Here is a 24,421-nt window from a genome sequence, read left to right on the forward strand (position 1 = left end):
CGCTGACCCGCCCCGGGCGCGGCTCACTGGAACACCGCGTCGGGGTTGTCGAGGCTGTCCGACCCCTCGAACGCGATCTTGTCGAGCCCCAGCGCCGCCACCGCCCGCTCGATCGAGCGGGTCTGCGCCACCAGCGCATCGACGCCCGCGGTGATCGCCGCGGCACCCTCGGCATTGCCGGGGGCGAGCATCTGGTCATAGGCCATCCCCGCCTCGGCCTTGTCGCGCAAGGCGCCGAGCGCCGTCATCGTCGCGTCGAGATCGCGCCGCAGCGCCTCATCCACCCCCGCATCCCGCGCCGCGACCAGCGCCGAGAGCGACGGCCCCTCGACCACGCTGCCATCCGGGCGGACGTAGCGGCCGAGATAGACGTTCCGGATGCCGAGGCCGTCGTAATAGTGGCTCATGTGGGTCTGGTCCGAGAAGCAGTCATGCTCTTCCTCGGGGTCGTTCAGCATCAGGCCGAGGCGCATCCGCTCACCCGCCTGCTCGCCATAGCTGAGGCTGCCCATGCCGGTCAGCATGGCGTTGAGCCCCGCCTGCGGGTTCGCCGTCACCGCGGCACGCGCCGCGCCGCCCGCGGCCCAGTTCCCGGCCATCTCGTCCAGGTCGCTCACCAGCAGCTCGGTCGCCGCGGTCAGATAGGCCGCCCGCCGGTCGCAGTTGCCGCCGGTGCAGCCCGCGCCCTGCACGTAGTCGGTGAAGGGCCGCGCGCCCGCCCCCGGCCCGGTGCCGTTCAGGTCCTGCCCCCAGAGCAGGAACTCGATCGCGTGATAGCCCGAGGCGACGTTCGCCTCGATCCCGCCGGCCTCGTGCAGGGCGCGGATCGTGTCGGGGGTGATGGTCGTGGCGTCGAGCGTCTCGGCGCCGAGCTGCAGCGTCGGGTTGGCGATGACGTTGAGCTGCGCCAGCTCGTTGTCCTCGGCCGCGGGAGTGCCCGCGGCGACGTAGTCGATCAGCCCCTCGTCCAGCGGCCAGGCGTTCACCCGCCCCTCCCAGTCGTCGACGATGGGGTTGCCGAAGCGGAAGGCCTCGGTCTGCTGATAGGGCGCGCGGGCGGCGATCCAGGCGCGGCGCGCGGCGTCGAGCGTCTCGGCCGAGGGTGCCGCGACGAGCGCGGCCACCGCCGATTGCAGCGCCCGCGCGGTCGTGAGGCTGTCGCCATAGGCCGCCGCGGCGATGTCGGCATAGGTCGAGACGACCGCATCGGGCGTGGGCGCCGGCGCCGCGGCGTGGCCGGCCTGCGCGCCGAGGGCCAGCGCCAGCGCGAGGAAAGAGGGGGTCAGCCGCATCGGCGAGGCTCCGTTCGTGGGTTACTTGGTGAGGATCAGCTTGCCGGCGCGGGTGATCCGCAGCGTGTAGATCTGCCCGTCGAGCGCGATCTGCGCGAGATGCCCGCCCTCGGTCAGCGCGGTCGCATCGTGCAGCGGCACGGTGGGCAAGACGGGCATGGCGACGCGGTCGCTGCCGCGGAAGCTCAGGTCGTTCATGGTGCGCCCCTAAGGTGACTACTTTGGTCGGCTACTATGCCTGAGTCATTGCGTCAGGAGTGGGCGGTGTCAAGGGGGGTTGGGGGTAGGGGGCGTGGCGCTGATGTCTCGGGCAAAAGGGCTATTGCTGCGCGGGTAGTGCTGTCGTCGCGGCCGAAGGCGACCGTCTGTCTTGACGACTCACGACCCGAACCGTGTCGCGTTGGCCCTTTAAGTGGAGGGGACATTGCACAGCGGCGACAGGTCCAACCCGTCAGCCAGAGGCGGCAAGCCTTGCCGGAAGTGGGCAACCCGCGTCGCAGCTTCAGCACCGGCCCGCCATACGCCTCAAGCGCGCCGTTGGGGTAATCAGTGCCCCTCCTCGTTCGCGGCCCCCGCGATGCGCAGGCAGTCTAAGGGGTCCGCAAGGTGCCGGGGCAGCGCCGCCAGCGCGAGGATATTGCGCCTTTTGACCGCCAGCTTGCGGTAACCGCTGACCAGAGCCCTTGCCCGCAGCGAGCCGCGATCGAATCGGAAGTCAGGCCGGTCGAGCCCCGTCAGATCCCACAGCAAGGCGAAGCTGAAATCTGGCGCCTGGGCCGGATCCAGCAACGCGTCCCGCGCCGCCTTAAGCGACTGGGCTGGCTCGGCAGCGGAGCAATGCAGCAGGAGGGCGAGGTTCACTGCGCGGTCACGTTGGGGCCCGCACTCTCGAAGAGGACGCAGATCTCTTCGGCGCCGATGCTGTCGAAGTTGTCTGGCACGGAGCAGGCGCCGGGGGGATTCGAGCCGCGGCGGCGCAGCATCCTCGATCACCGCCCCACCCCGCGTTTGCCGGCCCGCGCGATGAGGAACGCCTCGACCCGGATGGCACCCTCGACGAGCCGGGAGAGGTGGGCCTTGGCTTCGCGCATGTTCACGGTTTGATCGGCGCCCCTGAGTTAATCTGGGTAGGGTTGTATCGTGGAGCGAGGTTAGCACGGGTCTGCTGTGGCTGCGGGTCAAGGGGGCAACGCGGCGGGTGTGGGTTGCCGTTCGGTAGACCGATGTTTCCGATCGGGCGCAGTGGGTGTCGGCCAGCAGGGCAGTGCCTGCTCGCCGGCAGCAATGTCCGCCAAGAGGGGTCCCACACGCCAAGAAGCTGCTGCCCGCCGCCCCAAGATCGAGAGCCCCGCGTTACGGGCCAACCAAGGGCCCGCGTTCCAGCACGCCCGCTCAATCGCAGCCAAAGACCCGCAGGGCTCGAACCCTTACGGCCTCAGGGTCCAGCGGCTGAAGGCGCAGAGCCCGCGGGACGACCGGCTCATCGTTGACGACCAGCAGTGCGAGAACCCGGCCCGCGTGCGGCAGGGGCTGCCGCCTCCGCTGGGTCAGGCGGGTGGCATCGCGCCTGTCGCCGGTCAGCAGCACATCGACGTGACCGGGCGCTTGCACCTCGAACTCGACGGCGATCCAGACCGATCCGACCAGCCGCGCGGGGTCGAGTGGCCCGCCTTCCGCCGGTGCAGGCGCTTCGGCCGGCAGATCCAGTTCGGCGCGTCGCGGCATATCGTGGAACAGCGGCTCGAGCCCGGTATCGGGGAGGTTCGCCGCGCTGTCTGCAAGGACGAGGGCCGTGCCGAACAGGCTGTGCTGCTGCCGGACGGGATGGCCGGCAGCCTCGACAACCTTCGCCATCTTCTTCACTGCTGCCTGCGAGGCCGTCATGAAGCTGCGGGTTGAGCCCACCACCCCCATCCGCGACTGGCAACCGTACCGGGTCGGCGCCGCACCGCGGCGGCCAACCAATTCTAACAGCGCCTGCACCGCCGGGGCGTGCTCGGCCGCCTGTGTGTCGGTATGGTCGAACTGCCACTTCTCGAAGGGCTCGAGCTTCTTCTCGCTGCGTCCGTCGGCCTGGCCGCGAGCGATCTTCGCCGCGTAGTCGTCATACGAGCGCGTGAAGTAGTGGTTGACGACCGCAACCTCGCCGGTCACGGCGCCGCGCTCGTGCATCCATACCTGCGGGATCGGGCGGCCCTTTTCGTCCACGCTGCGCCGGTCGATCGTTTCGGCGTGGTGGACGAACATGGTCCTGACCCGCGCCGGCCGCACGAAGCACTTGGCGATCTGCCACAGGTTCGGGTCGCACTCCACGAAATTGGCGGTCACCAGCCCGGCCGGTCGGGCGCGGTGACCCGAATGGCCGAACATCCGCCAGAACAGCACGACCTCCTCTGCCTCGGCCGGCAGGCCGGCTAGGAACGCGGGCAGCGTCATGCCGCGGGGCAACGAGACGAACTCGTCGATGTCGAGAAAGCCCATCCAGTCGCAGCGCGGGCCGAAGGTCGCCACCGCGTGCTGATAGGCGTCGATCTGGCCGGGAAACAGCGGCCAGTGCACGAGCGTCACGATGCCCGCGTTCACGAACGGCGCCAGCACCTCGACCGTCGCGTCGGTCGAGCCGTTGTCGTAGATGATGAAATGCTCGACACCCAGAAGATAGTGATAGGCTACCCATTCGGCGATGAACGGCCCCTCGTTCTTCGTGATGGCCGCCATGGCGACGCCCAGATCAGGTAGTTTCATGCGGCCCCCGGCACCGTGACGACGGCGCACCATAAGGGAAACGGCCATAGGCGCACAGGGGTGACGGGCCGTTGCGTAGAGGTTCCCCCGTCTCGGGCGCTGCCCTATAAGCGGCCATCCGCCGATTGACCCTCCAGCCCGAGCGCCCGATGAGCCCCAACGCCAGCGACACCCCCCTGCAATCGCCGAAGCCGGCCGCCGTCGAGGCTCGGTGGGAGCAGATGTTCGAAGCCGGGCAAGACACCCTGGTCGTGCGTGGATGGGCCTATCACCCCCAGGACCCTTCAACCCCCGTCGTCATTACCCTCTACGCCGGTGGCGAGGTGGTGGGACGCGGCGTGGCGACCGATCGGCGGGGCGACCTGCTGCGGCGCGAACGCGGCGATGGGTGGGCCGGGTTCGTCCTGCACGTGCCGCTCGTCCGGTTGGGCGGCGCCCGGCCGCGGCTCTTTGCCGGGGATGTCGAGTTGCCCGCCCCCGCGGCGGCGACGCCCGTCAAGATCTCGCCGCCCCAGTTGGTGGGCGAGGTGACGCGACTGGTGGCCGAGAACGGCGTGCTGCAGGTCGAGGGCTGGGCCGCCGACATCACCCATCCGGGCAACCGGCCCGAGGTCAGCCTTGAGGTGGGCGACGAGGTGTGGCGTGACTTTGCCGCCCGTCCGCAGGCCGCCCCGCCGCTGGTCGGCAAGGGCGAAGCCGGCCGCGGCTTCGCTTTTGCCGTGCCTTGGCCCGAGGGCGCCGCGCTCGACCGGGTGCGGGTCCGGCTGCCGGACGGCAGTCTGCTGGACGCAGGCGCGCGCCGGGCGCTGAGCTGGACGGTTCCAGTCGCGGCCTGGCCGCCCGAGACGGTTGCGCACGGCACACTGCGTGGCGGCGTGCTGCTGGACCGACGACTGTTGCGGGGCTGGGTCGAGGACACGGCCGCGGGGACCACCGCACCGCTCGAGGTGCGGATCACGATGGACGGGGACCCGGTCTGGCAGGGCGTGGCGCGGCGGATCGAGGACATTCCAGCCGCCGCCGACGACTCAGCCGGCCAGCAGCGCAGGCCGTCAGGCTACCGCGTTCTGCTGCCGCGGCCGCCTGCAGGGCGGATCGGTGCGACGGTCGATGCCGTCACGCTGGATGGCCGCCGGCTGCCCGGTTTCCCTCTGCGGAGCTGGGTCGGGGACGAGCTGATCGGCCGGCTCGAGCAGCTGACGCTTGCCGACGGCAGTCTCGAGCTGCGTGGCTGGTGCATCGATACACGCGATCCCTCCACCCCCGTCGAGATCGAGGCGCGCCGGGCGGATGGCGCGCTGCTGGCCCGGACGACGGCCTCGGATCGGCCCGACCCGCATCTGCTGAAGAAGATCGGGAACGCGCCGGTGGGCATGTTCCAGATGAGCGTACCGCTGCCGGCCCTTCGCAGCGCGCCCGGCGAGCCGGCCGACACGGGCCGGCTGCCGGTGATCTCGCCCGTCGGCACCATGCGTCGCATCGCCCCCCGGGCCGAGGCCGGCACGCTGGCCGCCCTGCAGTCCGCGGCGTCCGAGCGCTTCGCCAACTGGGACTCGCCTGTCCAATGGCACATCGACCGGCTGTCCGACAACGTCCTGCACGGCTGGATGCTGAGCCTGAATGATCCCGAGGCGGTGTGTTACGCTGACGTCTTCCTCGACAACGCGTGGCTGGCAACCGTTCCCACCACCCGCACCCGCCACGATCTCGCCAAGCGGTTCGGTACCCACGGGGGGCACGGCTTCGCGCTCGAGCTGTCCCCTTCGCAGATGGGTCAGGTGCCGGGGTTCCTGCGGGTCCAGCCGCGAATCGGCGACGGTGCCGAGGGGGCGACCGGCAAGCACCAGATCCAGGCGGCCGCCGGTACCAAGCGCAATGTCATCCACACGGCCAGCCAGCCGTTGGCGCAGTTCCTCGTTCCGGCAGCGCCGCCCGGGCCCCGCATCCGCAAGGTCTCGGTCCTGATCCTCAATCGCAACGGGGCGCGGCTGCTGGAGCGCTTCTTCCAGTCCTTCGAGCGCCACAACACCTACGCGAATGTCGAGTTCATCGTGGTGGACCACGCTTCGGCCGACGACAGCGCCCAGGTGTGCGCCGCATGGCAGGATCGGCTGGACGTGCGTTTGGTGCCGCGCAACGGCAACTATTCCTTTTCGCAGTCCAATAACCTTGCGGCCCGGCACGCCACGGGCGAGATTCTCATCCTCGCCAACAACGACGCGCGTCTGTGCGAGGACATCATTCCCCGGATCGTGGACGCGCTCGATGATCCGCAGGTCGGCGCGGTGTCGCCCGCGCTGCTGGACGACGTGCCCGACCCGTCGCTCGAGCTGCCCGGGCAGCCCGGCCCGATCCAGCACCTCGGCGTTCACATCGATCTCGGCGGCATGCGCAAGGCCGGGGTCGTCCCCTTCGAAACCCGCCCGTCGCGCGAGTGGCTGGGCCTCGACGCGACCCCGATCGAGGTGCCCTCGGTCACCGGCGCCTTCATGGCGGTGCGCCGGGACGAGTACCTGCGGCTGGGCGGGCTGTCCGAGGACTATTTCTACGGCCACGAAGACATCGACTTTACCCTGCGACTGCGCCGCGCCGGCCTGCGGATCGTTGCGCTGAACCAGCTGCGGGCGCTGCACCTGCGCGCCTACAGTCGCAGCGGCATGAGCCGTGACTATGCCGCGATCCGTCAGCGCAACCGCGACATCTTCGACCAGCGCTTCGGCGTCTGGGTGCGCCGCCTGCTGGCCACCGATCGGTTCGAGAAGGTCGGGTTCTGGTCCGGACGCCGCCTGCGCGTCGCCTTCGTCGTCACGGAAAACGACCATGCCACGATGGCGGGCGACTTCTTCACCGCGCTCGAGTTGGCGCGCGAGCTGGCGCGCAGCCATCCGGTCGATTGCCATTTCATCGAGCACAAGGGGCCCGAACTGGCCGACCTTGACGGCATGGACGTGCTGATCGCCATGCGGGACGATTTCGACCCGCTGACGGCCAAGTCCGGCAATCCGGCGATGCTGCGCGTGGCGTGGATCCGCAACTGGGCCGACCGCTTCGCCACCCGGACATGGACCCGCGACTTCGACGTGATCTGGGCCTCATCCAAGAACGCGCAGGCGCGGCTCGAGCAACTGCTTGGCCGCCGCGTGGACCTGATGCCGATCGCCACTGCTGCCGAGCGGTTCGCCCAGGGCCGACGCGACCCCGCACTGGAATGCGATTACTGCTTCACCGGCAGCTTCTGGGGGCTGAGCCGGGAAATCTCGCAGAACCTCGACCCCGCCGCGCTGCCCTATCGCTTTGCTCTCTACGGCACGGGATGGGAGAACGATCCGGCGATGGCGCCCTACAGCCGGGGCTCGCTGCCCTATGACCGGATGCCGGACGTTTATGCCAGCACCCGCATCGTGATCGACGACGCGAACCACGCCACCAAGCAGATGCAGTCCGTCAACAGCCGCGTCTTCGACGCACTGGCGGCAGGCGCCCTCGTGGTGACCAATGGCGCCGAGGGGGCCCGCGCCGTCTTTGGCGACCTGCTGCCCACCTATGACAGCCCGCAGGAGCTCGAGGCGCTGCTGCACCGGTATCTGGGCGACGAGACGCTGCGCCGCGACACTGTGGCCCGACTGCGCGCCATCGTGCTTGAGGACCACACCTACCGACGCCGCGCCGCGCAGGCGTGGGCGTCGCTGCGCCATGCCAGCGCCACCCCACGCATCGCCATCAAGATCGGTGCGCCGAACCGGGGCGCCCTGGCCGAGTGGGGCGACTTCCACTTTGCCGACAGTTTGCGGCAAGCGCTCGAGCCGCTGGGCTTCCGCGTGCGAATCGATCCGCTGGACGAGTGGACGAACCCGCAGTCGAACGGAGACGACATCGTGCTGGTCCTGCGGGGGCTCTCATCCTACACGCCGCTGCCGCATCAGATCTCGCTCTGCTGGGTGATCTCGCACCCCGACCGGGTGAGCCTGGCCGAGCTGAAATCCTATGATCACGTCTTCGTCGCCTCCGAACTGTTCTGCCAGCAACTTCGGCGCGACCTCGGCGACCGGGTCTCGACGCTGCTGCAGTGCACGGACCCGGCCCGCTTTCATCCCGACGCGCGCGATCCGGCCTTTCGGGAACAGGTTCTGTTCGTCGGCAACTCGCGCAACCAGTTCCGGCGCGTCATCCGCGATGCCATCGCCACAGGGATCGAGCCCGCGATCTACGGTACCCGCTGGCGGGGCCTGGTCCCCGACCGGATGATCCGTGGCGAGAACATCCCGAACACGCGGCTGGCCCACGAATACCGCGCCGCCGGGGTCGTGCTGAACGATCACTGGGACACGATGCGGGACTATGGCTTCATCTCGAACCGGGTGTTTGACGTGCTCGCCTGCGGCGGGCGGCTGGTGTCGGACGAGGTGCCGGGGCTCGAGGCGCTGTTCGGGGACATGGTCCGCGTCTACCGCGATCCCGCCAGCCTCTCCGCGGCGGTGCAGTCGCTGCTGGACGAGGGCAGCGCCGCTCAGGTCGAACGTGATGCCTTTGCCCGCCAGGTCGGCCAGGAGCACGGCTTCGCCGCGCGCGCGGCCGAGATCGAGCGTGTGATCCGGGACCTGCTGGACCGCGCCATGACTGCGCCGTCCGAGGCGGACGGGATTGCCGGTTAAGGCGAGGTTCGTGAGGGTTGCGTCTGGGGTCGATGGCGCCGGCAAGTTGTCGGCGGTGGCACTTTGTTCATCCCCACGCCCATCCATCCGGGAATAGGGCGTCTCACACGGCCGGGTCCGTGTCGGAGGCCCTTCCCTCCCACATCCAGAAATGCTCCCGCATCGGGTTCAGCCTCGACAACGGTGCTTGCGTATCCGAGGGCAACAGGTTGAGCCGGGCATCGCCCAGTGCTGGAAGGAGCAGCGCCCGCGCATCCAGTCGCAGTCGGCTGGAATGCCATTTCTGCGCCACCTCTTCGGGATCGAAGATCCGGCCCAGGTATTTCCGCCCAACCGCCTCACCGCTCAGGGCGATATAATGGCAAAGATCCTGACTTTCCGGCAAGAGCGAGACCAGCCCCTCCAGCCGGTGACCGGCGCCTTTCAGATTGGTGAGACCAGCCCCATGACGCCACAGCCGGATCAGCCGGAAGGGCTGGGGAGCAAAATGGTAATAGCGTCGAATCACCGCCACATAATCGCGGCCCGCGTAATCGACGCCGCGCTCGGGCAGAAAGACGAATCCTTCGAAATTGATAGCGTTATGATCGCCCGCCTCCGCCTGGGACAGCAGGTCGATGAGCCCGCGGGCTCTGTCGCGATGGGTCGGGATTTCGTCGGCGTCCAGGTGCAGCACCCAGCGCGGGTCGATCCGTTCCAGGTGCCGCTGTTTTTCGCGCAGCTGCGCACGTAAGGAAAAATCCGGGCTGGCGGGCATCCGATGCCGCTCAGCAATGCCGGCGCCAAGCAGGTCACCGGCGAGCTCGAAACTGCTGTCGCTCGAGCCATGGTCGATATAAATGAGGCTGACGCCCTCATCCTGCATGTGCCTCGCCAGCACCGGCAGGTAGGGGGCAACATCGCGTCCCGTGGTGATAGCGAGCAGATCGGGTCCGCGCGTAGATCGCAGGGCCGGGGTGGGCGGCAATGCCAGCGCCGCGCTGCCGATACCGAGAACGGCGCAGGCGCGGGTCAGCTCGGGCAGGTTGCTGACCAGATTGTCGGGTGCGCTGATCGGGGACTGAGCGAAGCCCGGCAGGCCAAATCGCGTCAAAATGGCCGGATCGGGGTCGTCGACCAGCAGCACCGGCGGCGCAGCGGGCAGGACCGCCGCAATCTGCGCCCGCCAGAGCGGCAGCTTGCCGATCATTCGGGTGAAGCGATCAGGATCGATGGCGGGGCGAAAACCTGCCGCATCAGGGATCGGCATACGCCGAGGCTGACCCTCCTTAGCGGGCTCGGCGAACCACGCCTCCGCGCGCAGCGCCGACAGGACCGGCGGGACCGGATCGACCCAGTCAAGCTGCAGGATCTGCGCGTCCTGCGCCGCTTCCGGCCAGGGAGCGTGTGGTCCCAGCAAATCGAGGCTGGGGCCGGGAAGGATAACCGCCACGCGCCCATCGGGAGACGCGAGCAGGGCCTCGGTCAGCGCGGCGACGGCGCTTTCGCCATCACGCGCTCTGGCGCAGGGATTCATGCGCGGCGTGATCCCAGTCCGCGTCATCGCGCCCAGTAGCCTGCCCGGCAGCCAGGCGATGCCTGGCACGAGGATTATCAGCGGAGCAGCAGGCATGAGCCAGAAAGTGTCCGGAGGAACCGTAGCCGAAGACGGAAGTACAGGCCTGTCCAGCCGTGCACAACGCCGACGTGCCGGGCGGGAACGATCCGAGGCGGCCGCTTCATCGCGTAGTCCAAGTGCTCAACAGATTCACGCCGCAACCGTCGACCCGCGGTGGCCGGCCCGCCACCACTGCGGAAAAAAAATCAACCCCAGCGCGAAAGATGTTCGCAAAAGCTCACGTGGTGTATAGGGCGGTTCGGATGCATTTCATCCCGGCCTCTCGTCCCGGTGCAGGCGGCCGCGTTTGTAACTTTCCGGCCGTGCCGATCAACGGGGCGGGGCCTCAAGAGGAATTCGATGCCGACCGTCAGTCAGTACACGATGATCAACCTGGGCGTCCTGCCCGACATGGATCCCACTGAGACGAACTCCACGACCGAAAACCATGCGACGGTGCTCGACGGGCGGGTGTTCGGGTCGACGACCTCTCCCCTCTATGCCAACAGCACCCGCGTCGTCGTGACCGATCAGAATGACGACGGGCTGATCGGATTCGATCACGGTGCCACGACCGATCAGATCCGCTATCGCGTTGGCGACACCGTCTACACCACCACGCTTGATTCCGCGGTACTCGTCCAGGCTTCGGTGACGCAGGTCAGGCCCGATGGACTGACGGAAACGTTCGATGCATCGATCCGGCTGTTTCAGGACACCTCCGGACGGATGTTCATGGCACCGCCCACCGCCACGGGGGTGTTCCTGAATGAGGACAGGCTGGACGATTATCCGATCATCAGTATTCGGATCCCGAATCCCGCAGTCTACGACGTCCGCGCCTATTCCGGCATGTCGACCAATCGTTCGGCGCTCAATTTCAAGGACGGTTACATCGACGGGACCGAGGGTCCCGATTCCATCAGCGCGGGCTACACTGACGGCTCGGGTGACAGGGTCGATGGGAACGACGCGCTGCTGCCCGGGATGCGCGGCAACGACGACTTCATCCGCGCGGGCGCCGGCAATGATACCGTCTTTGCAGGCGATGGTGCCGACGTCGTGTGGGGCCGTGAGGGCAATGACACCATCTATGGCTACCGACAGGATGGCGTGGACGACGGCGCCAATGACACGCTCGACGGCGGGGCGGGCGACGACAGGCTCTTCGGCGGCGCCGGGAACGACTCCCTGATCGGCGGGACCGGCAACGATGTGCTGTTCGGCGGGTCAGGGAACGATGTGCTCGATGGCGGCGACGGCGATGACCGGATCGAGGCAGCGGCAGGCAATGACACCGTGCTCGGCGGCGCGGGGTCCGACACGATTTACGGCGGCACCGGGTCGGACACGCTGAGGGGCGATGATGGCTCCGACACGCTGTTCGGCGGCAGCGAGGCGGATTCGCTCGACGGCGGGAACGAAAACGACCGGCTCGAGGGCGGCGATGGCGCCGACAACATCGTCGTCGGCCGCGGCGACACGGCGCTGGGTCAAAACGATGCGGACGTCTTCCGCATCGATCCCGTGCAGACGGGCACCGGCGCAGCCACCATCACCGGCGGCGAGGGCGTGACCGCGGGCGGGACGGATGTCGACCGGATCGATGCGACGGCGATCACCTCGGGCGTCACCGTCAACTATGCCGGCAGCGAGGCCGGCACGCTGGCCGGGGGCGGCGCGAGCTACGGATTTTCCGAGATCGAGCGGGTGACCACCGGGGCGGGGAACGACTCGATCAACGCCGCGGCGGTGACGGCGGGCGGCATCAACGTCGACACCGGGGCCGGCGACGACACCATCGTCGGCGGGGCGGGGAACGATACGATCGTGGCGGGAACGGGCGCCGACTCCATCCGGGGCGGGGCTGGCGCGGACACGATTCAGGCCGGGGCTGGGGCCGACCGAGTCGATGCCGGCGCGGGCAACGACGCGATCGACCTCGGCGCGGGGGACAGCGCCACCGACACGCTGGTGATCCGCAACAACGGCGGCACCGACACGGTGACGGGGTTCGCGGGCCCCGTGACCAGCCCCACCGGCGTCGTCACCTCCGAGGACAAGCTCGACGTCAGCGGGATGGTGGACCGGGACGGCAATCCCGTGGACGTGGCCGATTTCCTCGGCGCGCGGGCGACCGGGACGATCACGCCGCTGCGCGACGCGGGCGGCACGGTCATCGGCTCGGTCCTGACCTTCCCTGACGGGACGGCCGTGCAGCTGCGCGGCGTTCTTCCGAGCCAGCTCGACAGCTGGCAAGAGCTGAACGCCCTCGGCATCCCCTGCTTTGCCGCCGGCACGATGATCGAGACGGCCGACGGCCCCCGCGCCGTCGAGACGCTGGCCGAAGGCGACCTGGTCCGCACGCTCGACCACGGGCTGCAGCCGGTGCGCTGGGTCGGCGCGCGGCGGCTCTCGGCGGCCGAGCTTGCGGCGGCCGAGAAGCTGCGGCCGATCCGCATCCGGGCCGGGGCGCTGGGGCCCGGGACGCCGCGCGCCGATCTGCTCGTCTCGCCGCAGCACCGGGTGCTGGTCCGCTCGCGCATCGCGCAGCGGATGTTCGGGACCGACGAGGTGCTGGTGGCGGCAAGACAGCTCTGCCAGCTGGCCGGCATCGACATCGCCGAGGATCTGGCGGCGGTCGAATACGTCCACATCCTGTTTGACCGCCACGAGGTGGTACTCTCGAACGGGGCGGCGACCGAGAGCCTCTACACCGGGCCAGAGGCGCTGAAGTCGGTCGGCCCGGCCGCCCGGGCCGAGATCCTGGCGCTGTTCCCTGAGCTCGCCACGCGCGACTACACCCCGCCGGCCGACCGCACCCTCGCCTCGGGGCGGATGGCGCGCAAGCTGGCGGTGCGGCACGCGCAGAACGGGAAGCCGCTGGTCGAAGCGCGGGCGGGTTAGGGTGTGACGTGCCCTCGGCTGCGGGCCTGACGGCCTGGGCCGGGGGGCAGCGACGGATGCCGCCCCAGCATCACCCCCCCATCCGGATCGCCAGCGCCGCCTCGATGGTGAGGGGGGCGATGCGGGCGGCGAAGTCCTTGGGCGACCACTCGGACAGCGAGGCGGCGACGTGAGACGAGCCCGGTGTCCTTCCAGTCCCATACCGACGACCCGCTGGAAAAGCGCGTCTCGACCGTCGGCCGCATCCACCCGCATCTCGAGGTCAAGCTGGTGGACGAGGCCGGCCACACCGTCGCGGTGGGCGAAAAGGGCGAGCTCTGCACCCGCGGCTATTCGGTGATGAAGGGCTACTGGGGCGAGCCGGAGAAGACCGCCGACGCCGTCGATGCCGATGGCTGGATGCACACCGGCGATCTCGCCACGCTGGACGACGAGGGCTATTGCAACATCGTCGGACGGGTCAAGGACATGCTGATCCGCGGCGGCGAGAACATCTATCCGCGCGAGGTCGAGGAGTATCTCTTCCAGCACCCCGCCGTGCAGCTCGTGCAGGTGTTCGGCGTGCCCGACCCGAAATACGGCGAGGAGGTCTGCGCCTGGATCGTCCCCAAGCCCGGCGCCCAGACGTCCGAGGACGAGATCCGCTGCTTCGCGCGCGAGCGCATGGCCCACTACAAGGTGCCGCGCCACATCCGCTTCAAGGACGAGCTGCCGATGACCGTGACCGGCAAGGCGCAGAAGTTTGTGATGCGGCAGGCGATGATCGACGAGCTGGGTCTGGCCGCGGGGTAGGGCGCGGCGCCGCGGCCGGGGTCAGGCCCGGTCCGCGGTGGGTGTGCCCACGTCGCCGGGGCCGTGCGACAGCGACTTGACGATCGCCGTCAGCGCCGCGCCGGGCGCCACGCCCAGCTGCGCGGCCGAGCGGCGGGTGATGCGCGACAGGATCGGCCCGGCGGCGGTGTTCAGTCGGACCAGCACCGCCGGGCCGTCCGCGCGCAGGCTCTCGACCGTGCCGGGCAGGATGTTGAGGGCCGAGAGCCCCTCGGGGCGGCCGCGGGCCAGCATCACGTCGGCCGCGGCGATCCTGAGCCGCAGCCGGGCGCCCGGCGCGGCGGCGAGCGTCGGCAGGAACAGCGCCAGCCCGCCCGCGTCCAGCTCGGTGATCCCGTCGTCGTGCTGGGCCACGACCCGCGCCGCGATCAGCGCCCCCGCCCCGCGCCCCGGCCCGGCCACGGCGGGGTCCGACAGCACCTCGGCCGCCGGCCCCACGGCGGTCACCCGGCCCGCGTCGAGCCGCACCACGGTGGTGGCGATCCGCGCCACCTCGGCGGGGGCGTGGCTCACGTAGAGCATCGGCACCGCCAGCTCATCACGCAGCCGCTCGAGATAGGGCAGGATCTCGGCCTTGCGGTCCTCGTCCAGCGCCGACAGCGGCTCGTCGGCGAGGATCAGCCGCGGCTCGGACATCAGCGCCCGGCCGATGGCCACCCGCTGCCGCTCGCCCCCCGAGAGCGTCGCGGGCGCGCGGTCGAGCAGCGGGCCGAGGCCCAGCATCCCGACGATGGCGCCCTCGTCGGCGCGCGGGCCCTTCGGCGCGAACCAGCGGCCATAGCGCAGGTTCTGGCGGACGGTCAGGTGCGGAAACAGCCGCCCGTCCTGAAAGACGATCCCCAGCCGGCGGCGATGCGGGGGGATGAACACCCCCCGCGCGGTGTCGGTCAGCACCGCGCCGTCCACCACGATGCGCCCCGTCTGCGGGCGCAGCAGCCCTGCGACCGCGTTCAGCACCGTGGACTTGCCCGACCCCGACGGTCCGTAAAGCGCCGTCACACCCGCCGGGGCGGTGAAGCCGAGGTCCAGCGCGAAACCGCCGAACTCATGGCGCAGGGCGATCTCGATCATCGCCCGGCCTCGCGCCCCGTCACCCGGCGCGCGACGCGGCGCGCCAGCCACTCGCTGGCGACCAGCGCCCCCATGGCGACCGCGACCGAGACGATGACCAGCCGCGCGGCGGACGCCTCGCCCCCCGGCACCTGCAGGAAGCTGTAGATTGCCGAGGGCAGGGTCTGGGTCTGGCCGGGGATGTTCGAGACGAAGGTGATCGTCGCCCCGAACTCGCCCATCGCCTTCGCAAACCCGAGGATCGCGCCGGCGATCACGCCGGGCAGGATCAGCGGCAGGGTCACCGTCAGCCACACCCACGGCCGCGCCGCCCCGAGCGAGCCCGCCGCCTGTTCCAGCCGCGGATCCACCGCCTCGATCGACAGCCGCATGGCGCGGACCATCAGCGGAAACGCCATGATCGCCGCGGCGAGCGCCGCGCCGGTCCAGCGGAAGGCGAAGACGATCCCGAACCACTGGTCGAGGTGGCTGCCGATCCACCCCCGCCGCCCGAAGGTCAGAAGCAGCAGGTAGCCCGTGACCACCGGCGGCAGCACCAGCGGCAGGTGCACGAGGCCGTTCAGAAGCCCGTGCCCCGGAAACCGCCAGCGCGCGAGCGCGTGCGCCGCCAGCAGCGCCAGCGGCAGGCTCGCCAGCACAGCGACGACCGAGACGCGCAGCGACAGCCGCAGCGCGTCCCATTCGGCGGGGCCGAGCCAGTCCGTCACCGCGCCGCCTCAGTTCGGAAGCGTGAAGCCCTGCGCGGCAAAGACCTTGCGCGCCGCCTCGCCCGACAGCGCCTCATAGAAGGCGCGGTCGGCGGGGTCGGCGGCGGTCTTGAGCAGCGCGGCGGGGTAGGTGATCGGCGTGTGGGTCCCGGCCGGGAAGGTGCCGACGACATGGACCGCCGGATCTGCGGCGGCGTCGGTGGCGTAGACGATGCCGTAGGGCGCCTCGCCGGTCGACACGAGCGCCAGCGCGGCGCGGACGTTGTCGGCCTGCGCGACCGAGCCCTCCACCTTGTCCCACAGCTTGAGGCTGGTCAGCGCTTCCTTGCCGTATTGCCCGGCGGGGACGGAATCGACCAGCGCCATGGCCAGCTTGCCGCCGTTGAGCAGCGCGGGCAGGTCGGTCGCGTCGCTCAGCTCGACCTTGGCCGCCGCCGGGTCCTGGGCGACCAGCACGAGCGTATTGCCCAGCAGGTCGGCGCGGGTGCCGTCCGCGACCTCGCCCGCCGTCTCGACCGCGTCCATCCACTGGGTCGAGGCCGAGATGAAGATATCCGCCGGCGCGCCTTCGATGATCTGCTTGGCGAGCGTGTTCGAGCCGGCATAGCTGACCGTGACCGTGTTGCCCGTGGCGGCCTGGAACTCGGCCGCGATCGGGTCGAGCGCGGTCTTCATCGAGGCGGCGGCGAAGACCACGACCTCCGCGGCGGCGGCGGGCAATGCCAGCGCCACGCCGAGCGGCAGCGCGAGAAGCAGGGAGCGGCGGGTCATCGGGAGCCTCCGGTGGTTATGTCTGTGAGAACATAACCGACGGCGGGGACGGGGCAACCGTTATTTTCGTCGGGATATAGCGAGGGGGTCTGGCGGCTCAGTTCCATGTCTTGGAGCTGACCTTGCGCGCGTCGCGCACCCGGCCCTCGGCGTCGAAGCGCACCAGCACCGCGGTGTATTCGCCGCCGAACAGCAGCGGGCCGGCCATGTAGGCCCACGAATCGGGGAAGCTCTGGTCCGGTTCGCCCAGCCGGGCGCGCACTTTGTCGCGGGGGGTGCCGGGCGGGATCTCGGCGATGGCGGCCTCGATCAGCGCGAAGCGCGGCTCGGACTGGTCGGCCTTGCCCGCGACGGCCACCCAGGCCGCGCGGTCGAAGGTCGTCGCGGTGCCCGCGGCGGGCGTCTCGGTCAGGTGGGTGGGGCTCAACGCGCCGGCGCTCTGAAGGCTTAGCGCCAGCAGGCTGGCGGCGATTGCGAGGGATTTCATGTTTTTCAAGCCTCCCTGTCTGTGGGCCGCTGAGCGGCCGCGTCATCGGTTACAGTAAGATCGACCCGGTGCGGTCTTCGCCCGGATGCGGCGCGAGGATCGCCGCGGGCGAGAGGCTCGCCGGACACGGCTTGGTCGGCTCGCAGGGGGCGGGCGCATCAAACCGCAGCCGTCGCCGAGTCCGTCGAGCATGGGCAGGTCTCCGTCGCGGGCTCGGGCGTGGCATCACCCGGGCGTTGCCGCCGGTCACTTCCTCCGGCGCGTGCTGGATGAGTACGCTCGGGGCCGCGCGTAAACGTTCTGTGTCAGGATCATCGCCGTTGCGTGACACCCTGTGCCATCGGCAGGTATTCGCCAGAAAATCGGGGCGCGCTGCCCACCGCCGAGCTGTCGCACAGCCGACATAGTCGCGGTCTATCAGGGGATCAGTCTCAGCTCGACACCAGCTCACCCCACCGCCGTAGTCCTGCAGGCCGAGGGGTCGGAAGGGCTGAGCCTCGGCATCACCATCCACAACCGCAACGCACAGGAGTAATCCGATGGATTGGCTGGACACGCTGCGCGAGATCGCTCCGCCCCCCGCCGAGGTCCGCGAACTGCCGGGTGCGGCGGAGCGGTCGGCGGCCGAGGCCGCGCTGAAGGTCGGGTTGCCGCGCGATTACGTGGCCTTTGCCGAGGCGTGGGGGCCGGCCTATGTCGGGCAGTTCTTCCATGTGTTCGCCCCGGTGCCGGGCCGGAACGGGCTGGTCGAGAAGGCGCGGGGGGTGACGGAGGCGCTCTCGACGCTCAAGGCGCACCATCCGCAGCGCTGCACCGCGCCGGTGTTCCCCGAGGCGGGCGGGTTCCTGGCCTGGGGGTGGACGGACAACGCCGACTATCTGGGCTGGATGGTGACGGGCACCGACCCCGAGGCCTGGCCCACGGCCGTCTGGGGCGAGGAGGACGGTGCGCCCGAGGTGTTCGAGGGCACCGGCTTCGGGGCGCTGCTGGCGGGGATCGTGACCGGCTCGATCCGCCCGGCGGCGTTCCCCGCCGATGTATGGGACGAGCTGCCGCTGACGAAAGAGGCGCCCGCGTCCGAGCGGTCCGCCGACTGAGCGCCGGACCGGCTGACCCCCGTCCCGTCCCATGCGCCCCCCCTCGGGGCGGTCGCGCGGGCGCATCCACAACCGCAACGGCCAAGAGGAGTAAGGGTCATGGACTGGTCGGCCGAACTTCGCAGCGCCCTGCCGCCACCCGCGCACCTTGCCGCCGCGCCGTCGGCTGCGGATTGGGCCGCGGCCGAGGCGGCGCTGGGGGTCACCCTGCCTGCGGACTACAAGCAGTTCCTGTCGGACTGGGGTCCGGCGCAGATCGGCGCGTTCTTCTATACGCTCTCCCCCGGCCACCCCAACCGGGTCGTCGAGTTGGTGGAGAAGGCCCGCTACGTCACCTATGCCCTGGGCACCCTCAAGGCCCATCACCCCCGAACTTACACCGCGCCGGTGTTCCCCGAGGCGGGTGGTTTCCTCGCCTGGGGCCTGACGGACAACGGCGACTTCCTGGGCTGGATGGTGACGGGCCGCGACCCCGAGGCTTGGCCCGCCGCCGTCTGGGGCGAGGAGGACGGGACGCCCGAGGTGTTCGAGGGGACCGGCTTCGGGGCGCTGCTGACGGGGATTGTGACCGGGACCATCCGCCCGGCGGCGTTCCCCGCGGATGTGTGGGACGAGGTGCCGCTGACGATGGAGCCGCTGGGGTCCGAGTGAAGCGGGGGGGGGGCGGGTGACGCCTGACGATGTGCGCCCTAACAGGGCCGGTGTTGGGGTCAGGCGCTGGCGGGCGGGCTCGCCGACGACAGTGGCAGAGTGGCGCGAGGACCAACTCGGGCGGCTCGGTCGATCAAATCCACTTACGAGTTAGGCGGCGGCTCACGGCCGAGACGCACACACCTCTTGCTTTCCCAAGGTCAGCGAGCAACCACCGCTCACCGCTCACCGCTCACCGCTCACCGCTCACCGCTCACCGCTCACCGCTCACCGCTCACCGCTCACCGCTCACCGCTCACCGCTCACCGCTCACCGCTCACCGCTCACCGCTTCCACCGCGAGCCGCCCCAACTCACCCCGCCGCCACGTCCGGCACCGGGTCCGCGAGCCGCGCCAGCGACCGCGGCAGACGGGGGCGGAAATCCTCCCACCAGATGCGGCCGCGGCGGCGTCGGGAGGTCTCGATCGCCTCACGCAGGACAGCGCCGCCGATGCGGGTGCCGATGTCGCAGGCGGCGGTGATCCCCTGCACGAAGGGCCGGTCGTGCATGAGGTACGGGATCGCCCCCATGTAGACCCGCGCGTCATAGGCCGGCGCGCCGAGCAGGCGGTAGTCCTCGTCCACGTCCAGAACGTCGACGCCGGCGGCCAGCAGGGAGGCGCGCAGCGTGGGGAAGGGCAGGTCGTCGGCCTCGAGCGGCTTCTGGCCGCGGGCGTCGACGAACACCTCGAACGTCAGCGGGCCGGCGGCGGTGTCGAGCGTCGTGCCCTCGTCCGACTGCTGCATCGTCCAGTCGCTGCCGATCGCGCGGATCGACAAGAGCCCCGCGTCGTGCAGCGCGAGAAGCCGGCGGATCGATTCCGGCGGGACGGCGGCATAGTTGTCGACGAAGACGGGCTTCAGCGAGGCCTCGAACCGGGTGCGGTCGGCGTCGGACATCTGCTCGACCAGCCCCTCGACGGGCTCGTGCATCCGCAGGATCGCATAGCGCCACGGGACCGTGCGGCGGGCGTCGTGGTTGGCCTCGGCCTCGGCGAGGTTGCGGCGGGCCCAGTCGAAGGGCTCGCTCTGCTTGCGGGCGCGGAAATACCGTGCGGCAAAGTCGTCCACGGTGGCGTTCCTGAGGTCCAGCGCCGCGGCGTAGGCCGGGTCGGCCAGTTCCAGCTCGGCCCGGAACAGGTCGAACGCCGCGTCGAGCAGGTGGTCGCTGCCCGCCAGCCCCGCGAGCGCGGCGGGGGTCATGACCCTGAGTGGCTCATAGGGGATCGGGCAGTAGAAGTCCGCCTCGGGCAGGAGCCCGGCCCGTGACATCATCGTAATCGACAGGGCGGGGTTGGCGTCCGGGTCGCTCGGCTCGAAGCGCAGCGCCTCGCCGCGGCCCTGCACGAAGCGGCCGTGCTGGGTGGCGATCGCCATCGTCGCGTCGATGGCGCTGAGCGAGGTGCCGAGGATGCCGACCCGGCAAGCCGGGATATGCGCATCGAGCAGACCCGACCACGGGCTCGGGAAATAGCGCCGGGTCTCGTCGTCGTCGGGAAACACGTGGCCGGTGGCGAGGATCACCTTGTCGAAGGGATCCTCGACCTCGCCCCGGTCGGTGACGATCTGCAAGCGCCCGTCGGCGCGGGGGCGGATGTCGGTGACCTCGGTGCGCTCGCGCAGCTCGACCTTGTGGCCGAGCGCCTCGGCCTGATGGACCAGCTCGTTGAACTCGTCGCGGTAATAGCGCCCCAGCATGAGGCGCGGGGTGAAGTCGCGGTCGTCGATGTCGTGCGGGTCGATCCCGTGACTGCGCAGCAGCGCGTGGGTCTGGGCGCGCAGCCAGTCGAGATAGCTGCGGGTGACCGGCGGGATCTCGATGCTGGCGATGTTGGCCAGCATCACCGCGCTGGCGGTGTCGTCCGAGTACGGCATCCCCACGCCCGCGTCCGCGCCCTTCTCGAACAGCCAGATGGTGACGGCCTCGGCGCTGCGGACCGTGGCCAGCGCCTTGAAGGCGTAAACGCCGGTCGGGCCGGTGCCCACGAGGGCGATGTTGATCATCCGACGCGCCTTTCATCGTCTCTGCTCAGGAGCGGTGAACGCGCCGGGGCGGCCAACGGACGCCTTGGGCGGCAAATGTTAGCCTGCGTCACGTCGCCACGGTGGGGGGTGGGCGTGAGGGGCCTCATGGCAGACAAGGCACTTGCTTACTATAAGCATGATTACTATTAACGAGCGATGTCCCTCTCGCCCCTTCCCACCAGCCTTGCCGGCCTGCTGCACGTCACGAGCCGGGCCCTCAGCCGCTCGATCGAGGAGCGGACGCGGGACCGGGCGTTGTCGTCCAGCCAATGGCGGCTGCTCGTCGTGCTGCTCAAGCAGGGGCCGATGCGGCAGGTGCGGCTGGCCGAGGCGCTGGGGGTCGAGCCGATCAGCGTGTCGCGCCTCGTCGACCGGATGGTGCAGTCCGGCTGGGTCGAGCGCACGGCCGATCCCGACGACCGCAGGGCCCACATCGTCCACCCCACGCCGCGCGCGACGGCGTCGCTGGCCAGCCTCGGCAACGTCGCCGAGGCCACGGCCGACCTCGCCCTCGCCGATTTCAGCCCGCAGGAACGCGCGGACCTGTTCGCCATGCTGCGGCGGCTGAACGCGAACCTCTGCCGCGCGGCCGAGAGCCCCGCGGACCCCATGCCCCCCACCGGAAAGCCAGACCGATGACCGCCCCAGCGTCCCGCGACCACGCCCCCAACCCGCGTGAGCCCGAACCGCGTGAGCCCGCCCCGGACGCCCCCCCGGCGCGGCGCCCGACCGTGGTGCCCCCGGCCCGGGGCGGCCGCTCGATCCGCCGCCGGCTGCTGATGCTGTCGCTGCCGGTCGCGCTGATCCTCGGCGGCGGCTACGTCTGGCTGAGCGGCGGGCGCTATCAGGAGACCGAGAACGCCAACCTCCACCAGGCGCGCATCCTGATCGCGTCCGACCTGGCCGGCCGGGTGGTGGCCTCCGAGGCGGCCGAGAACCGCCACGTCGCGGCGGGTGACCTGCTGTTCCGGGTGGACGCCGAACCCTACCGGATCGCGCTGGCGCAGGCCGATGCGGCGGTCGCGGCCGCCCGGGTGCAGGTCCAGCAGCTCAAGGCGGCCCATGCCGCGGCGCTGACCCGGCGCGAGCTGGCGCAGTCGAACCTCGACTTTGCCGAGACGGAATCCGACCGGCAGGCGCAGTTGACGAAGAAGGGCGTGGCCACCACCGCGATGCTGGACGAGGTGACGAACCGGCACGAGCAGGCCCGCCAGGGCCTCGCCGCCGCCGAGGTCGAGGTCCGGGCCGCCGCCGCCGCGCTGGGGGGCGACCCCGCCGCGCCCGACGATGACCATCCGCTGGTCCGCCAGGCCGTCGCGGCGCGCGAAAAGGCGGCCTATACCCTGACCCAGACCGAGGTTCACGCCCCGGCCGACGGCGTGCTGACCCAGGCGGCGTCGTTCCGCCAGGGCCAGTTCGTCGCCGCCGGCACCCCGGTCTTTTCCCTGATCGCCACCCGCGACGTGTGGGTGGACGCCAACTTCAAGGAAACCCAGCTCGAGGGGATCGTGCCGGGCCAGTCGGCCGAGATCACCTTCGACGCCTATCCCGACCGCACGTTCGCCGCGACCGTCGCCGACGTGGGCGCCGGGACGGGGGCCGAGTTCTCGCTGCTGCCGGCGCAGAACGCGACCGGCAACTGGGTCAAGGTGACCCAGCGGGTGCCGGTGCGGCTGCTGCTGGCCGAGGGGCAGGACCTGTCGGCGCTGCGCTCGGGGATGAGCGCGTCGGTCACCGTGGACACGGGCCGGCAGACCGGGCTCGAGCAGCTGCGGCTGCGCGCCTCGGCGGCTGAGGCGGGTGTGACCGGGTGGGTGGGCGACCACCGTCGATGAGCGCCGCGGCACCGCTCTCGAAACCTCTGATCGAGGTGCACAACAAGACCCTGATCACGCTGTCGATCATGCTCGCCACGATCATGCAGGTGCTCGACACCACGATCGCGAACGTGGCCCTGCCGTCGATGCAGGCCGATCTCGGCGCCTCGGCGGACACGATCAACTGGGTGCTCACCTCGTATATCGTGGCCGCGGCGATCGTCACGGCGCTGACCGGGTGGATGGCCGACCGGCTGGGCCGGAAGCGGCTGTTCCTGATCTCGGTCGCGGGGTTCGTCGCGGCCTCGGTCGCCTGCGGGCTCAGCTGGTCGCTGGGCTCGATCGTCGCCTTTCGCGTGCTGCAGGGCGTCTTCGGCGCGGCCATCGTGCCGCTGGCGCAGACCTTTATGCTGGACATCAACCCGCGCGAGAAGCAGGGCCAGGCGATGGCGCTGTGGGGGGCGGGGATCATGGTCGGCCCGATCATCGGCCCCACCCTGGGCGGCTGGCTGACCGAAAGCGTCAACTGGCGCTGGGTGTTCTTCATCAACCTGCCGGTCGGCATCATCGCGTTCCTCGGCTGCGCCGCGAACCTGCCCGAGCGGGCGGCGGTGCGCCGGCACTTCGACCTCTTCGGTTTCGCCTTCATCGCGCTCGGCGTCGGCGCGCTGCAGATGATGCTGGACCGCGGGGCGGAGCTGGACTGGTTCGCCTCGACCGAGGTCTGGATCGAGCTCGGGCTGGCGATCATCGGCTTCGGGGTGGCGACGATCCACATCGCCACGGCCGAGCGGCCCTTCCTCGACCCGCGGATGTTCGCCGACTTCAACTTCGTCGCCGCGCTGGTGATGATCTTCGTGATCGGCATGGTGCTGATGGCGTCGATGGCGCTGCTGCCGCCGATGCTGTCGCGGATCTACGGCTATCCGGTGATGACCACCGGCATGGTCATGGCGCCGCGCGGGATGGGGACGATGCTGTCGATGGTCCTTGTCGGGCAGCTCGTCCGGTTCGTCGACCCGCGGCTGCTGATCGCGGTGGGGCTCGCGCTCACCGCCTATTCGCTGCACCTGATGACCGGCTTCTCGCCCGTCATGGGCAGCCGCCCGTTCGTCATCTCGGGCGTGCTGCAGGGGATCGGCATGGGGCTGGTCTTCGTGCCGCTGTCGACCACCGCCTTTGCGACCATGGCCGTGGACCTGCGGGCCGACGCGACGGCGCTGTTCAGCCTGGTGCGCAACATCGGCTCGTCGATCGGGATCTCGGTCGTGGGGTTCCTGCTGACGCGCAACATCCAGGTCAACCACACCGAGCTCGTCTCGGGGCTGACCATCACCTCGCCCGAGCTGCTGCGGCAGTGGCCGGTGCTGGACGCGCTGCCGGGGGGCGTGCCGTGGAACGTGCTCGACGGGCTGGTGACGCAGCAGGCGCTGATGATCAGCTATCTCGATGACTTCGTGGTGATGATGTGGCTGTGCCTCGCCGTGCTGCCGCTGACGCTGATCCTGCGCCGACCGGGGGTGCCGGCCGGGCCTGCGGCGCATCATATGGAGTAGGGGCGGCGCGGGTCCGTGAGTGGGGGCAATCGGGTGTGAGGGCCAGCAGACGGGACGTCTCGATGCCGGCGAGGATCGTACGTTTCCGCCGTGAGCCACCTGCGCCCTAGACCGACCGCGGCATAAGGTCTCTCCCGTCCAGCGCGCGCAGGTTGTCGGTGACCAGCGACGCCAG

18 protein-coding genes and 1 pseudogene are annotated in these 24,421 nt (G+C 70.2%); 8 read left to right on the top strand and 11 right to left on the bottom strand.

What is annotated here, in order from left to right; all coding sequences use genetic code 11:
- Window positions 1–23: 23 nt before the first annotated feature.
- The 5 genes from ACFHYO_RS06100 to ACFHYO_RS06120 form a co-directional block, all read right to left on the bottom strand.
- Entirely contained in the window at window positions 24–1,292 is a 1,269-nt protein-coding gene (locus ACFHYO_RS06100) for an imelysin family protein (protein WP_394319077.1), read from the bottom strand.
- Window positions 1,293–1,313: 21 nt separating this feature from the next.
- Complete coding sequence (gene hemP, locus ACFHYO_RS06105) at window positions 1,314–1,451, bottom strand: hemin uptake protein HemP (RefSeq protein ID WP_074826909.1); 138 nt, start codon at window positions 1,449–1,451, stop codon at window positions 1,314–1,316.
- Between the two features lie 387 nt (window positions 1,452–1,838).
- Window positions 1,839–2,153 carry a hypothetical protein gene (locus ACFHYO_RS06110; RefSeq protein ID WP_052175042.1) on the bottom strand — a complete coding sequence of 105 codons (315 nt, stop codon included), beginning with the start codon at window positions 2,151–2,153 and terminating at the stop codon, window positions 1,839–1,841.
- Complete coding sequence (locus tag ACFHYO_RS06115) at window positions 2,150–2,275, bottom strand: hypothetical protein (RefSeq protein WP_269429363.1); 126 nt, start codon at window positions 2,273–2,275, stop codon at window positions 2,150–2,152. The genes ACFHYO_RS06110 and ACFHYO_RS06115 overlap by 4 nt, the downstream gene beginning before the upstream one ends.
- Window positions 2,276–2,684: 409 nt before the next feature.
- Window positions 2,685–4,070, bottom strand: coding sequence for a glycosyltransferase family 92 protein (locus tag ACFHYO_RS06120; RefSeq protein ID WP_394319080.1), 1,386 nt, complete (start codon window positions 4,068–4,070; stop codon window positions 2,685–2,687).
- 116 nt (window positions 4,071–4,186) lie between these two features.
- Between ACFHYO_RS06120 and ACFHYO_RS06125 the strand changes: the two genes are divergently transcribed.
- A complete protein-coding gene (locus ACFHYO_RS06125; protein WP_394319082.1) occupies window positions 4,187–8,689 on the top strand; it encodes a glycosyltransferase family protein in 4,503 nt (1,500 codons plus the stop codon).
- A 103-nt stretch (window positions 8,690–8,792) separates the two neighbouring features.
- Here ACFHYO_RS06125 and ACFHYO_RS06130 read toward each other — a convergent pair whose 3' ends face one another.
- On the bottom strand, window positions 8,793–10,274 hold the full coding sequence (locus ACFHYO_RS06130; RefSeq protein WP_394319084.1) for a glycosyltransferase family protein: 1,482 nt from the start codon (window positions 10,272–10,274) through the stop codon (window positions 8,793–8,795).
- 372 nt (window positions 10,275–10,646) lie between these two features.
- On the opposite strand from ACFHYO_RS06130, the gene ACFHYO_RS06135 reads away from it, so the two are divergent.
- Complete coding sequence (locus ACFHYO_RS06135; RefSeq protein ID WP_394319086.1) at window positions 10,647–13,193, top strand: Hint domain-containing protein; 2,547 nt, start codon at window positions 10,647–10,649, stop codon at window positions 13,191–13,193.
- Between the two features lie 171 nt (window positions 13,194–13,364).
- Window positions 13,365–13,985: pseudogene (locus ACFHYO_RS06140) on the top strand (AMP-binding enzyme); the annotation flags it as partial.
- Window positions 13,986–14,006: 21 nt separating this feature from the next.
- Here the strand turns inward: ACFHYO_RS06140 and modC are convergent.
- The 4 genes from modC to ACFHYO_RS06160 form a co-directional block, all read right to left on the bottom strand.
- Window positions 14,007–15,095: a molybdenum ABC transporter ATP-binding protein gene (modC, locus tag ACFHYO_RS06145; protein ID WP_394319088.1), complete on the bottom strand. Its 1,089-nt coding sequence runs from the start codon at window positions 15,093–15,095 to the stop codon at window positions 14,007–14,009.
- On the bottom strand, window positions 15,092–15,802 hold the full coding sequence (modB, locus tag ACFHYO_RS06150) for a molybdate ABC transporter permease subunit (RefSeq protein WP_394319090.1): 711 nt from the start codon (window positions 15,800–15,802) through the stop codon (window positions 15,092–15,094). The genes modC and modB overlap by 4 nt, the downstream gene beginning before the upstream one ends.
- 9 nt (window positions 15,803–15,811) lie before the next feature.
- Window positions 15,812–16,573, bottom strand: coding sequence for a molybdate ABC transporter substrate-binding protein (gene modA, locus ACFHYO_RS06155; protein WP_394319092.1), 762 nt, complete (start codon window positions 16,571–16,573; stop codon window positions 15,812–15,814).
- A 97-nt stretch (window positions 16,574–16,670) separates the two neighbouring features.
- Window positions 16,671–17,060, bottom strand: a complete 390-nt coding sequence (locus ACFHYO_RS06160; RefSeq protein WP_394319094.1) for a hypothetical protein — start codon at window positions 17,058–17,060, stop codon at window positions 16,671–16,673.
- A 539-nt stretch (window positions 17,061–17,599) separates the two neighbouring features.
- Between ACFHYO_RS06160 and ACFHYO_RS06165 the strand changes: the two genes are divergently transcribed.
- Together ACFHYO_RS06165 and ACFHYO_RS06170 are read left to right on the top strand one after the other, a co-directional pair.
- Complete coding sequence (locus ACFHYO_RS06165) at window positions 17,600–18,157, top strand: hypothetical protein (protein ID WP_394319096.1); 558 nt, start codon at window positions 17,600–17,602, stop codon at window positions 18,155–18,157.
- A 99-nt stretch (window positions 18,158–18,256) separates the two neighbouring features.
- Window positions 18,257–18,808, top strand: a complete 552-nt coding sequence (locus ACFHYO_RS06170) for an SMI1/KNR4 family protein (protein WP_394319098.1) — start codon at window positions 18,257–18,259, stop codon at window positions 18,806–18,808.
- 352 nt (window positions 18,809–19,160) lie between these two features.
- Here ACFHYO_RS06170 and ACFHYO_RS06175 read toward each other — a convergent pair whose 3' ends face one another.
- Window positions 19,161–20,852, bottom strand: a complete 1,692-nt coding sequence (locus tag ACFHYO_RS06175; RefSeq protein ID WP_394319100.1) for an FAD/NAD(P)-binding protein — start codon at window positions 20,850–20,852, stop codon at window positions 19,161–19,163.
- 177 nt (window positions 20,853–21,029) lie between these two features.
- Between ACFHYO_RS06175 and ACFHYO_RS06180 the strand changes: the two genes are divergently transcribed.
- Genes ACFHYO_RS06180 through ACFHYO_RS06190 form a run of 3 tightly spaced genes read left to right on the top strand, consistent with a single transcriptional unit; the run spans window position 21,030 to window position 24,246 of the window.
- On the top strand, window positions 21,030–21,512 hold the full coding sequence (locus tag ACFHYO_RS06180) for a MarR family winged helix-turn-helix transcriptional regulator (RefSeq protein ID WP_394319102.1): 483 nt from the start codon (window positions 21,030–21,032) through the stop codon (window positions 21,510–21,512).
- Window positions 21,509–22,708 carry an HlyD family secretion protein gene (locus tag ACFHYO_RS06185; protein ID WP_394319104.1) on the top strand — a complete coding sequence of 400 codons (1,200 nt, stop codon included), beginning with the start codon at window positions 21,509–21,511 and terminating at the stop codon, window positions 22,706–22,708. The genes ACFHYO_RS06180 and ACFHYO_RS06185 overlap by 4 nt, the downstream gene beginning before the upstream one ends.
- A complete protein-coding gene (locus ACFHYO_RS06190) occupies window positions 22,705–24,246 on the top strand; it encodes a DHA2 family efflux MFS transporter permease subunit (protein ID WP_394319106.1) in 1,542 nt (513 codons plus the stop codon). Before ACFHYO_RS06185 ends, ACFHYO_RS06190 begins: the two co-directional genes overlap by 4 nt.
- The last annotated feature ends 175 nt before the right edge of the window (window positions 24,247–24,421 follow it).

The sequence above is a fragment of the Paracoccus panacisoli genome, from assembly GCF_042435015.1.
GTDB lineage: Bacteria > Pseudomonadota > Alphaproteobacteria > Rhodobacterales > Rhodobacteraceae > Paracoccus > Paracoccus panacisoli.